This is a genomic window from Microcoleus sp. (genome assembly GCF_049646505.1).
Lineage (GTDB): Bacteria > Cyanobacteriota > Cyanobacteriia > Cyanobacteriales > Microcoleaceae > Microcoleus.
Genome location: NZ_JBARVX010000534.1, coordinates 1 through 12,588, shown reverse-complemented (window position 1 = coordinate 12,588; position 12,588 = coordinate 1). Strand labels below are relative to the sequence as shown.

Below are 12,588 nucleotides of genomic sequence, written 5' to 3'. Positions count from 1 at the left end.
TTTTTATTTCTGCTTTGGCAGTTTGAGTGAGATCCGATAAATCTTGAGTTAGTTTAACTGCACCTTGAGCTGTGTTGGCTGTATCCCGTGCAATTGATTTAATACTGTCGAATAGGGCGGGGTCGGTGTATAAATTAGCTAGGCGGACTGTGGAGCGAATTAGTTCGTCGAGACTGACTCCAACTTGACCTTTTAATCGGGAATTCTTGCAGATTATTTCAGGGGGACAGTCGGCACTAATGGGATTGGCGGTAAGTAACGAGTCTGGCAAAATTGAGTTGGGGGTAATGTCGATCGACGATTCGCCAATTAAACCCGATTTATTCGCTTCTATTACGACATCGCGGGGAATGACTAAAGTGCCGGGGGCAATTTCCAGCGTCACGTCTACGCCGTTGGAACCCGGTTTGAGGGCGGTAATTTTACCGACTGCAACCCCGCGATACCTGACGGGCGTGCCTATTTGCATTCCTTGGGCGCTGGCAAATTCTACGGCGAATTTGTAGGTGCGGTTGCCTAGCTGCACGCCCCGCAGCCAGAGGACTAAGCCTCCAAATAAGCCGATTCCTACTAAAATTAAGAATCCGACAGAACCTTCTCTCATCGTTCGCGATCGCATATTGCCTCCTGAGTCAGTAGTCAGTAGTCATTAGTCATTGGTCATTAGTCATTAGTCATTAGTCATTAGTTATTGGTTATTGGTTATTGGTTATTGGTTATTGGTTATTAGTCGTGATTTTTAGTCGTGATTTTTAGGGCATGGCCCAATAGATTGTAGGTAGGAGTTTAATTGAGGGGCTAAGTCGTTAATGAGGGCTGTAAGCTCATTTATCTGTTGAACAGTTAAAAGGTTTCGAGTGTAAGCTCGTCTCAACCAGTGCTGAGTTTCGTTCAGAGAGGCTCTGGCTATTTTTACAAAGCGTCGATTGTCTTGATAGCTGCCTCGTCCTAGTCCTTCTGCTATGTTAGCACCGACGCTATCTGCTGAACGGACAATTTGTTTGCCGATCGTATCTTTGGCAAAAATATCCCAACAGTTAACTATTTTCCAGATTTCATCTGCCAATCGTTCTGATAATCTATAAACCCGCAATTCCTGAAAACTTTTGCTTGTCATATTACCCTCGTTCTTAATAATCGATGACTCACAACTAATGACTGCTGACTAATGACCAATGACCAATGACTGCTGACTAATGACTGCTGACTAATGACCAATGACTGCTGACCAATGACTGCTGACCAATGACCAATGACTAATGACTGCTGACTAATGACTAATGACCAATGACCAATGACTAATGACCAATGACTAATGACCAATGACTAATGACCAATGACTAATGACTAATGACTAATGACTAATGACTATCCAATAACTTGAATCGGCCCAGTAACGCTGCCGCTAAAAAATTGTTTAATTAATAAATTATCTGTGGTTGCAATGTCGCTGACGGTTCCCTCCCACTGCACTTTGCCTTGATAGAGAAATACGATGCGATCGGCTGTGCGGCGGATGGTACTGTCTTGGTGGGTGACGATCGCATAAGTGCTGCAAACTCCTTGAGCTTTCTGCAAGTCGCGGATTAAATCTTCAATTACCGTACTGGCGATCGGATCTAAGCCCGCCGTCGGTTCGTCGTACAGCAAAACCTCTGGATTGTCCCTGTCATTATCGGGATTCGCCATGATGGCGCGGGCAAAACTTACCCGCTTCCGCATTCCCCCAGACAACTGCGCTGGATAGCGTTCGCCAATTCCCGGTAAACCCACCATATCCAACTTCTGCTCGACCAATTGCCGAATCCGGGGGCGCGGCAGCTTAGAATGCTGGTACAGTAAAAAACCGACATTCTCTTCCACCGTCAGCGAATCAAATAAAGCCGCTTGCTGAAACACCATCCCAATCCCGATCGGATCTGCCACGTCGTCTACCCATCCCACCCTGCGCTGTCCCTGAACGACAACCTCTCCGGCATCGGGGGCCAACAAACCCGCAATTATCCGCAAAATCGTCGATTTCCCCGTCCCGGAAGGGCCAATAATTGCCAGGGCTTCTCCCCGATAAATGCTCAGATCGACTCGATCGAGGATCTGGTTCTTGCCGAAGGACTTACTTACGCCTTTGAGTTCGATTAGCGGCTCAGCCATAAGATGTTATCAATAAGTTGTCAATCCTCAGTCATCAGTCTAGCTAATGACTGAGGAGTCATGACTAATAATTAATGACTTAAATAGACTGCCAGAATCAAAACTCTCTTGTATTGTAAATTTGTCAGATTGAGCTGTTCCAATACCCTTAAGACTAATTAACCATGTCAATTAGTTCATTTCCTAAAGCCCTTCGCGTCTTGGCTAAAGCCAAGCAGGTTATTGCCCATTCCAAAAATCCTTACCCCCCTTCTTTGCGGAACGGGCGAGTTCACCAGTGGTTTAAGTGGTTGGCCCCCGGACTGTTGGTGAAACGGTGGCTGCTGATCAGTGCTAGCGGTGTGGTGCTTGCCACCTTGGGTTTAGCGATTTGGACTGGGATGACTCCGATTTTTTTCTTGTTGCAATTGTTGAAAAATTTTTTGACGTGGATTGCAGAAGTTATTCCCAATTACGTGTCGGGGCCGATCGTGATTGCTGGCGGGATTTTGTTAATTCTGTGGGGGCAAACTCGCAGTTTGAACTCGATTACTCAAGTTTTGATGCCGGAAGGGAATGAGGAGTTGGTCGATCGACTCCTCAACCACCGCCGCTTGCACCGCGGCCCAAAAATTGTGGCAATTGGAGGGGGTACCGGGCTTTCTAATTTGCTCAGGGGATTGAAGGAATACAGCGCCAAAATCACTGCTATTGTCACGGTGGCGGATGATGGGGGGTCTTCCGGGCGGCTGCGGCGGGAAATTGGGGTGCTGCCGCCGGGAGATATTCGCAATTGTTTGGCGGCCTTGGCAGATGAGGAAAAGTTATTGACTGAGTTATTTCAATATCGTTTTCAGGCCGGTGACGGTTTGGTGGGTCACAGTTTTGGGAATTTGTTTTTGACGGCGATGAGCGATATTGCTGGAGATTTGGAACAGGCGATCGCCGCGAGTTCTAAAGTTTTAGCGGTGAGAGGGGAAGTGCTGCCGGCTACTCTGAGCGACGTTTCTTTGTGGGCAGAACTGGCTGACGGCAGGATAATTGAGGGGGAGTCCAGCATTACCCAAGCTAACGGAAAAATCGTCAAAATAGGCTGCATTCCTGCTAATCCTCCCGCTTTGCCCAAGGTGGCGATCGCGCTGAGGGAAGCGGATTTTATAATTATTGGGCCGGGGAGTCTTTATACGAGCGTGATTCCGAATTTGTTGGTGCCGGAAATTGCCGAGGCGATCGCCCGCAGCGAAGTTCCGCGAATTTATGTGTGCAATATTATGACTCAGCCGGGAGAAACTGACGGATACAGTGTTGCAGATCACATTCGGGCGATCGATCGGGCTTGCGGCCGGCCCCTGTTCGATGCTGTAGTAGTTCAAGGAAAAGTCCCCTCTGCAAAATCTTTAATCCGCTATTCTCAGGAGAATTCCTATCCTGTAGTGCTCGATAGAGAAGCCGTAACGCAATTGGGCCGGCGAATAGTCATCGCAAATGTCATGGATGAAGATAAAAATACGGGTTTAATTCGCCACAATTCTCAAAGGTTGGCGGGAATGTTGCTGCGTTGGTACGGCCGCGCCCAGAACATTTAAGCTGTTAGTTGTTAGTTGTTAACTGTTAGCTGTTAGCTGTTAGCTGTTGACTGTTGACTGTTGACTGTTAACTGTTAGCTGTTAGCTGTTGACTGTTCACTGTTAACTGTTAGCTGTTGACTGTTGACTGTTAGCTGTTGACTGTTAGCTGTTGACTGTTAACTGTTAGCTGTTGACTGTTGACTGTTAGCTGTTAGCTGTTGACTGTTGACTGTTAGCTGTTGACTAACAACTAACAACTAATAACTGAGGGCGGGCACGGGGGCACCGCCCCTACTAACAAATAACAACTAACAACTAAGAGGGCGGGCACGGGGGCACCGCCCCTACCAACTAACAACTAACAACTAACAACTAACAACTAACAACTAAGAGGGCGGGCACGCACCATCCACCGCCCCTACCAACTAACAACTAACAACTAATATGATACTTTCTCTTCCTGATTTTGAGGCTACGCGCAAGTTTGGTGTGGCGTTAGGTCGATCGCTCCCCGCCGGCACTGTAATCTTATTGCAAGGAGATTTAGGAGCAGGCAAAACCACCTTAGTGCAAGGTATCGCTGAAGGTTTGGGAATTTCCGAATCTGTGGAAAGTCCTACTTTCACCCTGATTAACGAGTATTTTGCAGGGCGAGTTCCGCTGTATCATCTAGACTTGTATCGACTGGAACCCGAAGAAGCAGAGGCTTTGCACTTAGAAAGTTATTGGGACGGATTAGAAATGGATTTGGGAATTGTGGCGATCGAGTGGCCCCAAAAATTGCCCTACAAACCCGATAATTATTTGCAAATTTATCTGAATTATCTCGATAACGGGCGGCAAATTGAAGTGATGGGGAATGGCGATTTATTGGATTGGCAATGGGAAAATTGAAAAAGGGCGATTCCCTACGGGATAGCTACGCTTCACGGACTTACTGCGGCGGGCGGTTGACTCGAATCAATTTACCTCTCAAAGTTTCTTCACCAGCAATAGCATCGTTGATGCGTGTTGCCAACATTTCTACATTCCGATTTTTGGTACAAACAATAATACCAGAGTGGTCTGGCTGTCGGTTGTGCAGTCCGATAAAATCAAACCGATTTAATGTCAAAACAGCTCTATCTTTGCTTATAGCAAATGCTAGCACCTCTGGATCGGGAATCCCAAGTCCTGCTTTTCCTGCTTCCTGAACAGTCAGGACATTGTGACCAAAAGCGCGCAACAATTGGACGACTGGCAAAGGAAATTGTTCGTCTGCATACAAATTCAGCATGACTCAGGCTTCCTCATTCTTGCAGATTGCTTCTTCGATTTCCTCCAGATGTGCATCAGCATAAGTCCAAACATTCACTAGATCGGCAGCGCTGAGATGGGGATAAAATTGTAGAAGTTCAGAATCGCTTGAACCTTCACGGCGAAAACTTTCAAGCAGCCAAACTGGGATGCGAGTTTTGGCGATACAAGCATCGCCACCGCACACATCGGGAGTTTTCGTAATTCCCGGCCAGCTATTGTTTAAACTTTGGGTTAAAAGTCGTAGGACTTCGGCTTTTTCGCTGGGAGTTAAGGCCAGTAGTTGTGTTTCTAGTTCTTTGAGGAGCATAGGTAATATCGCCTTGAAAATAAGGGAATATATTCTGATTATTTTAGCACAATTTTTATTTTCACTGAAGTAGTCAAGTAGGATGCGTCAGTTAGGCAGAATTTCGCAAAAAATTCACAATCTCATTCTGACGCACCAACGAATAAATAAATGGTGCGTCAGAATGAGATTTTCAGTGATAATTGACAATTCCCTTTTCTGACGCAGCCTACCCCTGACTGGGTTTGTTACAAAACTCCTATGCAGGTTTACTCGCCATCAAATCTCAAGGCTTCTCCCCTGACATTTGTATCTAATTTGCCGTTCTCAAAAACAACTTTTCCTCCCACAACAGTCACCACGGGCCATCCCGTCAAATTCCAACCTTCAAAGGAACTCCAGCCGCACTTGCTCGCCATTTCTGCTCCGACAACTGGGCGGTACTTGTCCAAATCTACTAATACCAAATCCGCGTCAAAACCGGGAGCAATTTTACCTTTGTTCGGAATTTTATAAGCCTTAGCAACTGCCGCCGACATCCAGTTAGAAACTTGAGCAACCGTACATTTTCCCTCGACTGCTTGCGTCAGCATCAAAGGCAAAGAAGTTTCTACTCCGGGCATTCCCGATGGCGTATTCGGATACTCTTGAGCTTTTTCTGCTAACGTGTGTGGCGCGTGATCTGTGGCGATAAAATCAATTACGCCGTCGAGTAAAGCTTGCCAAAGTATTTGGTTGTCTTTGGGTTCGCGCAAGGGCGGATTCATCTGCGCTAAACTGCCGATTTTCTGATATGCACCGGTATTTAATAGCAAATGCTGCGGCGTTACTTCCGCTGTTACCCAACTCGGTTTTTCCTGGCGCAAAAACTCGGCTTCATCGCCTGTTGAAAGGTGCAGGATGTGCAATCGGCGCTGATATTTTTTAGAAAGTTTTACGGCTAGTTGAGTGGCTAACAAGGCTGCTTGGTTGTCTTGAATTTGCGAGTGTACGGCGATATCGGAAATGCCGGCAAATTCCTGACGGCGCTGATTGATTCTAGCTTGGTCTTCTGCGTGTACTGCAATTAGCCGATCGCCCTTAGCAAAAATCTGCTCTAAAGTTGCTTCTCCATCCACCAACAACTGCCCGTGCATCGAACCCATAAATATCTTAATTCCCGGAGTCGGATTTGCATCCAACAAATCCGGCAAATTCTCCGGCGTTGCACCAATAAAAAAGCCGTAATTTACCAAACACTTCTCGGCAGCGCGCCTTAATTTATCATCTAAGGCGGCTTGGGTGGTAGTTAAAGGTCGCGTATTGGGCATTTCCAAAAACGATGTCACGCCGCCTTTAGCGCAGGCACAACTAGCGGTAAACAAGTCTTCCTTGTGTTCCAAACCCGGTTCGCGGAAGTGTACCTGCGGGTCAATTACTCCGGGTAACAGAGTTAAGCCGATCGCATCTATTTCGCGATCGCCCTCGGCAATGGACGGAGCAACCCGAACAATTTTGCCATCGCTGATTAGCACGTCTCCTACCATAAACTCGCCGTCGGGTAACAGAACGCGAGCGCGGCGGATCGACAAACTTGATGTGGTCGGCATAAGCTATAATTTAGATCGGTAATGTGTGTGGCAACCTAGACAAATATTATCCTCAAAAGAGTTTTGAAAATAGTAAGAATTATAACTGGTTTTCAGAAAGTTTGTAATTTGTAAGTTGCGCCGGGCCGTACACCTAACTCAACCAAATAGTAGAAAAACTCCCCCGGCCGGCGCTGATTTTGCAGATTTCCTCAAAAAACTCGGAATTAAGTTTATAATTTGTATTCAGCCCAGTGACTTAAATACTTATGACTCGTCTAGACAAGTCAGCCGACGAAAAACCCCCGCAAAATACCGAAAATCCTTGGATTGAAGGAATTAAGACGATCGGCTTAGCAGCATTCTTGGCCTTTGGTATCCGCACCTTAGTGGCCGAAGCTCGCTACATTCCCACCGGCTCGATGCTCCCAACCCTACAAATTAACGATCGGTTAATTATAGACAAGGTGAGCTATCGATTCCAAGACCCCCAGCGAGGAGATATTATCGTATTTATGCCTCCCGATCCGGCGAGTTTGTGCACTGGACAGCCGCCGCCGATTAAAGATGCGTACATCAAACGAGTGATCGGACTTCCGGGCGACACCGTGGAAGTCAAAGACGGAAAAGTTTTTATCAACAAGCAGCAGCTACAGGAAAAATATATTGAAGAAATTCCTCAGTATCCCTACGGGCCTGTAGTTGTCTCTAAAAATTCTTACTTGGTGCTCGGCGACAACCGCAATGCAAGCTGTGATAGCCATTATTGGGGATTTGTGCCGAGGCAAAATATCATCGGTAGGGCGATCGTCCGTTTTTGGCCTCTCAACCGCACAGGCTCGATCGATCCGACGCCGCTTTATCCCGCAAAAAATTAGCGGCAACTTTAAAATGATTTGGTGAAACCCGGTTTCTTCCTAAATTTCTATATCGACATCGCAAAATTCCTAGAAACCGGGTTTCTAGCCCCCATACAGGAACTCTGAAACCGACTTATATCAATTCCGGTTGTATCGGAATGATTTAACCGCAGAGAACGCAGAGGACGCAGAGAGAGAAGAAAGATGTATGATTCCGATGCTGACGGAATTGATATTACCTCTCAACTGTCAACTGTCAACTGTCAACTGAATGAAGTTTCGCGATCGATCGCCTTCACAACTTTGTTATACATCTGGTCTGCTTCTTGCGGCGAATTGCCGATACTCGTCAATCCCAATTTGCCAAACTCCGACAAACAACCCATTAAATGAAACACGCTCCCCGTCTCAGTACCGCTATCAAAATGCAGTTGATTGTCAGCAATAATATCCATCAAATCGTTCGGTAACAATCCCCGATACCGCTGTTTTTTCAAATTGTCCGAAGCGACATAATATTTCGGACGGCCCTGCTGGCTGTAAAACAATCCCGTAGTGCGATCGTAACGACCGTTTGTTAACAGCTTCAAAGCCATAAACGGATGAGTTGTCCCTCCTTTCCGCAAATTAATTTCTATTGCTTGAATATCCCATGTGCCGTCATCTTGTCGCACGGCAACAGCATCTACTCCAAATCGCTCTAAAGCACCTTTATCAGCTAAGTTTTTCCCCACTTTCCATCCCAATTCTTGCAACTCCAGCCGATAGGATTCATCAGCCGGAAATTCGCAACCCAAGAAAATTTGATTGTCCGGGCCTCCTAAAATCTGGTCGTGGGTTGAGAGAATCTCTACTTCGCCGCTGGGGACGATTCGACCTTGAACGCTGGGCGATCGCTTTTCTTCTCCCTCAATAAATGCTTCGGCAATTGCCCCTAATTCGGGAATGCGGCTGCTGAAATTTTCCCAGGTTTCGCCTGTAGATTGAAAGCGCAAATTATGGAAGCTATCGCCAATTGCTTTAACTCTTTCTGGCGGCGCTTTACTGGCGATCGGTTTGAGGTCTAAAATTGCATTTCCTTCCCCCGAAAAACCTTGATTTAACTTAATTACCATCCGCTGCAAATGCGGCTGCCTTTCCCACAAATCGGCCGCAGCTTCCGCTAAATCTTCCGCACTCCAAACCAACTCGGAACCGTCAGGATAGGGTACGCCGCATTCTTGAAAAATTTGCCTGCTGCCGCTTTTTGTTCCCCAGCAATCCAAATCAGGATCGCTCGCCCACAAAGGAATTCCCAATTTAACAGATAACTCGCGTTCTAAAGGGGTCGAGTTGTAACAAACCATATAAGATTTTGTCGGCCGCACTGCTTGACGGATGCGCTCCATCAACCGGGGGCGCTCTAAAATTTTCTGAGTCAGGGATTTGGCTGAAGCATCGTAAGCACAGAACAGTAAAAGGCGATCGCGCGCGTGAGAAAATGGAATACCAGGGAGCAATTGCAGGTAATAATCCACAATCATTGGGTGCAGCGGTTGCGAGGTAATGTAAATTAAGCGCGTGCGGGGATTTCGCAGGCGAATTAATGAAAATAAATGCCGCTCTTCATAGTGGTAAGCACCCTCAACTTTCTGCATTTCTTGCTGGTCTAAGCTGAGAGACGGAATGATGATAATGTCACAATCATCGCTGTCAAATTCTTCGCTAGCCCGCCATTTTTCGCGTAATTCTGTCTGGAGATTGCGAAATTCAACCGATTCCGAAGATGAATTATTTAACTCTTGCATGGCGTTTAATCCTAATGATTCAAATAATGCTTGCTGATGGTGTAGGGTGCGTCATCCCAAATACCTGAGACAACTCAAACATTTTTTTTGACGCACCGGATGGATTATTGAGGACACAAATGCACAATGGTGACTTATATTATATTCCGTCAATTATTTGTAATAAAAATTGTTTCTAGTGAGGAATGCAAGTTTTTTGACGAATGCGGACTTGCATTCCGAACGAGCGAACCAATTTTATTATATAGTTCGATCTGACACGATCTTAAGGTGCGTTTGTTCCAATATTTGAGGCAAATCAAACATATTTTTGCTGACACACCCTAGGGATAACTAAGAAGCTCGCCGCACTCGAAAAAGTCTGGCATATTCCAATATAGGTTCTAACCGCCGTTGATTTTGCTTGAGTGCCGAGATCAATTTTTCCGAAGGGCGGAATACGAGAGGAGCCGAATATTTTTTCAGCATTTCCATATCTGGCGACTGGCTCAGCAGCATCAGCCGTACATCTTTGTCAAGCAAATAACTCAGAGAAAGCAAATCTCCCATGTTAGTAAAATCGTTCCCGCGATCGCTAATTACAATTGTATCTTTAATCGACCTATTAGCTATCGCCTCTTTGTTAATATTTCTGGCAACTTCAGCATTAAAATAGCTCAAGTCTTTGCTCCACCAAGTATCAGAAACAGCGCTGAGCGTACAGGATGCGATACTTGCGGTAAATACCCCAGCTAAAATGACTTGCCAAAACCGCTGCTGAGTTTTCAGATTACTGGCGAACAAGCAAGCCACTGCTAGCTGCACAGCCGGGAAGCAGGAAATCAGATAGCGGCTGACGGCGGAACGCTTGCCGCCTAAAATTAGATCCGGTAAAGCTAGTATCAAAAAAGGTACAAAAATTGATGTCAAAACAAACAGCAAAGTTGAACTTTTAGTTTGGCGGCATACTTGGTAAATGCCTGTCGCAATTAACAGCAAAAATGGCAATCTCAGCAGATAAGTCCAGATATTTTCAAAACCGAAGTCGAAGTCAAAAAATAAGGCTGTAAAGCTGAGCGTCCACAATTTTGCTAGATACAGCCAGCCGGGAGATACTCGCGTCCAATCTGTCGTCGATGAGGCTCGTTGGAGATTGGTCGCCAGTACGTAAATCCACGGTATATACAAGATTAAAGCTGCTGTTACTGCTAAGAAAAATTGAGAATTAGTGAGGTGACTTCGCAATTTCTTTTTTTTAACAAACAGCCAGCAAGAAATTATAAAAACTCCGTGTCCGATGAGTGTTAAACTGAAGAAAGGGTGAGTGTAGAAGCCGATCGCGATCGCCAGCGAGTAATACGCCCAACTTTGCCAATTCCGCAACCGCACTGCTCTCAGCAGCAGCCAACTGCTGCCAATAACTGTGGCAGTTAGCAAACTGTACTGCCTTGCTGTCTGAGCAAACAAGATGTCAAAGGGAGATAAAGCCAAAAGTGCTGTTGCTACTAGCGCGGCCAAATTGGAGGCGAAAAGTTCTTGAGCTAAAGCGTACATCAAAGGCAGCGACAGCAAACTCAATATTGCTGCCAAACTGCGGGATGCTGCTAGAGAACTGCCAAATTGCTGCATCCACCAACGAGCCATGAGAAAGTACAAAGGCGGATGCTGCGGATCTTCTAGTGCTAAAGAACGAATTGTGTCTGCTGCTGTACTTCCCGGTTTAATCCGCTGATATTTCTGCAATTCTGGTGCGGGAATAATTCGGTTTTGGAATAGTTCGTTGTCGATTTCTTGCCTGGTGAAACCAGCGGCGCGGATTGATGTGTAAACTTCGTCGTGCCAGTAAAGTTTGCGATCGAGCTCGAAGAACCGAAATCCGATTCCTAGTAAAATGCCGATCGCCAATAAGCCGATCGGCCACCGGGAATTTTGAGAATTAACAGATGTGTCTGGATGTGTTGTAGGTGCCATGCTTGTCCTAATTGTGGCGATCGGAATTTGGAACTGCAGACAATGACCACTTACGCACAGGCTGTACCTGTAGGGTGTGCAGTGCGAACCCGATCGCCGATCGGGGTGGAGCAGACTTTTTTTGCGCCGCGAGTCCTAACAATCTTAAACCTCACTCCCAGACCGATCGATACCCCAACAGACAATCATTCTACCGGATGCCGGATGCGGAATAGCTTTTTAACGGAACTTGCGCCTTGCGGGGCAGTTCGTCCAAGAGCGATGGTATGCGAGCTAGAGGTTTCCCCGCTGCGATCGGCTCGCCCAGCCATGTATAGAACCCATTTGATATCTATTCTGCGTAAATCTCAGAAACCGGGTTTCTCTCTATATTTCTCGTCACCCAACCCAAAACTCCAAGAATACCCGGTTTCTCGCCCCTTGCGTAAATCTCAGAAACCAGTTTCTCTCTATATTTCTCGTCACCCAACCCAAAAACTCAAAGATGTCAAATGGGTTCTATAACTTTCAACATGATTGTATCGGTGCGATCGCCGATCGATTTCTTGCCAGATAGGAGGTTGAAAAATGCGCCGGTGCCGCCCGCTGGAGAGAATTGTCCGAGGGAATGTCTGCATCTGGCGATCGAATCGATAATTTGACTAGCATTCTTGCATAAATCTTGGATCGCGATCGGGAAACCGCAGATGGATCGATCCTCGACGCAGATTAACAAAGATGCCTTTTAAGAAAGTTAGCCGGCACAATCCTCATGCGATCGAGAATACTCGATATTCTCAGAATGGTCATAAAAAACTCCTGCCAAGCGATCGGCAGGAGCTTTTTAAACATCAAGGGTAAAGCCTAAACTAATTTATCTTACCCTTTTCAAATGTTGCAGCTTTTGATATTTCGCTCTGATTACAAAGCGTTACCGCGAGGCAGAACTTCTTCAGGGAAGATGAAGTTTTCGTGAGGTTGGTCTGTTGGAGCCATCCAAGCACGAATGCCTTCGTTAATCAGAATGTTCTTAGTGTAGAACGTTTCAAACTCAGGATCTTCAGCCGCGCGCAATTCTTGGGAAACGAAGTCGTAGGCGCGCAGGTTTAAAGCTAAACCGACGATGCCAATGGAACTCATCCACAAGCCCGTGACGGGTAC

The 12,588-nt window shown here is 46.3% G+C and carries 14 protein-coding genes; 4 read left to right on the top strand and 10 right to left on the bottom strand.

Annotated elements, in window-relative coordinates:
- The 3 genes from WBA89_RS25290 to WBA89_RS25280 all read right to left on the bottom strand — a co-directional run.
- Positions 1-619 (bottom strand): MlaD family protein (locus WBA89_RS25290; protein ID WP_424410298.1); only part of this gene is annotated, 619 nt, incomplete at its 3' end.
- 120 nt (positions 620-739) lie between these two features.
- Complete coding sequence (locus WBA89_RS25285; RefSeq protein ID WP_424410296.1) at positions 740-1,117, bottom strand: four helix bundle protein; 378 nt, start codon at positions 1,115-1,117, stop codon at positions 740-742.
- Positions 1,118-1,368: 251 nt separating this feature from the next.
- Entirely contained in the window at positions 1,369-2,151 is a 783-nt protein-coding gene (locus WBA89_RS25280) for an ABC transporter ATP-binding protein (protein ID WP_424410295.1), read from the bottom strand.
- 164 nt (positions 2,152-2,315) lie between these two features.
- Here WBA89_RS25280 and WBA89_RS25275 point away from each other — a divergent pair, with 164 nt between their 5' ends.
- The gene (locus WBA89_RS25275) at positions 2,316-3,716 is read left to right on the top strand and encodes a gluconeogenesis factor YvcK family protein (RefSeq protein ID WP_424410293.1); all 1,401 of its coding nucleotides are present in this window, start codon (positions 2,316-2,318) and stop codon (positions 3,714-3,716) included.
- A gap of 426 nt (positions 3,717-4,142) precedes the next feature.
- The gene (gene tsaE / locus WBA89_RS25270; protein WP_424410291.1) at positions 4,143-4,592 is read left to right on the top strand and encodes a tRNA (adenosine(37)-N6)-threonylcarbamoyltransferase complex ATPase subunit type 1 TsaE; all 450 of its coding nucleotides are present in this window, start codon (positions 4,143-4,145) and stop codon (positions 4,590-4,592) included.
- A gap of 40 nt (positions 4,593-4,632) precedes the next feature.
- Here tsaE and WBA89_RS25265 read toward each other — a convergent pair whose 3' ends face one another.
- From WBA89_RS25265 to WBA89_RS25255, 3 genes are all read right to left on the bottom strand, one after another.
- Complete coding sequence (locus tag WBA89_RS25265) at positions 4,633-4,974, bottom strand: DUF5615 family PIN-like protein (RefSeq protein ID WP_424410290.1); 342 nt, start codon at positions 4,972-4,974, stop codon at positions 4,633-4,635.
- A gap of 3 nt (positions 4,975-4,977) precedes the next feature.
- Positions 4,978-5,304, bottom strand: coding sequence for a DUF433 domain-containing protein (locus tag WBA89_RS25260; protein ID WP_333357396.1), 327 nt, complete (start codon positions 5,302-5,304; stop codon positions 4,978-4,980).
- 248 nt (positions 5,305-5,552) lie between these two features.
- Entirely contained in the window at positions 5,553-6,872 is a 1,320-nt protein-coding gene (locus WBA89_RS25255) for a dihydroorotase (RefSeq protein WP_424410288.1), read from the bottom strand.
- A gap of 248 nt (positions 6,873-7,120) precedes the next feature.
- Between WBA89_RS25255 and lepB the strand changes: the two genes are divergently transcribed.
- Complete coding sequence (lepB, locus tag WBA89_RS25250; RefSeq protein WP_424410286.1) at positions 7,121-7,729, top strand: signal peptidase I; 609 nt, start codon at positions 7,121-7,123, stop codon at positions 7,727-7,729.
- Positions 7,730-7,974: 245 nt separating this feature from the next.
- Here lepB and WBA89_RS25245 read toward each other — a convergent pair whose 3' ends face one another.
- Together WBA89_RS25245 and WBA89_RS25240 are read right to left on the bottom strand one after the other, a co-directional pair.
- A complete protein-coding gene (locus tag WBA89_RS25245) occupies positions 7,975-9,498 on the bottom strand; it encodes a peptide ligase PGM1-related protein (RefSeq protein ID WP_424410284.1) in 1,524 nt (507 codons plus the stop codon).
- A gap of 333 nt (positions 9,499-9,831) precedes the next feature.
- On the bottom strand, positions 9,832-11,448 hold the full coding sequence (locus WBA89_RS25240; protein WP_424410282.1) for a glycosyltransferase family 39 protein: 1,617 nt from the start codon (positions 11,446-11,448) through the stop codon (positions 9,832-9,834).
- Between the two features lie 42 nt (positions 11,449-11,490).
- On the opposite strand from WBA89_RS25240, the gene WBA89_RS25235 reads away from it, so the two are divergent.
- Positions 11,491-11,952 carry a hypothetical protein gene (locus WBA89_RS25235; protein WP_424410281.1) on the top strand — a complete coding sequence of 154 codons (462 nt, stop codon included), beginning with the start codon at positions 11,491-11,493 and terminating at the stop codon, positions 11,950-11,952.
- Here WBA89_RS25235 and WBA89_RS25230 read toward each other — a convergent pair.
- Together WBA89_RS25230 and WBA89_RS25225 are read right to left on the bottom strand one after the other, a co-directional pair.
- Entirely contained in the window at positions 11,936-12,163 is a 228-nt protein-coding gene (locus WBA89_RS25230; protein WP_424410279.1) for a hypothetical protein, read from the bottom strand. The genes WBA89_RS25235 and WBA89_RS25230 overlap by 17 nt on opposite strands.
- A gap of 185 nt (positions 12,164-12,348) precedes the next feature.
- Positions 12,349-12,588 (bottom strand): photosystem II protein D2 (locus WBA89_RS25225; RefSeq protein ID WP_424410278.1); only part of this gene is annotated, 240 nt, incomplete at its 5' end.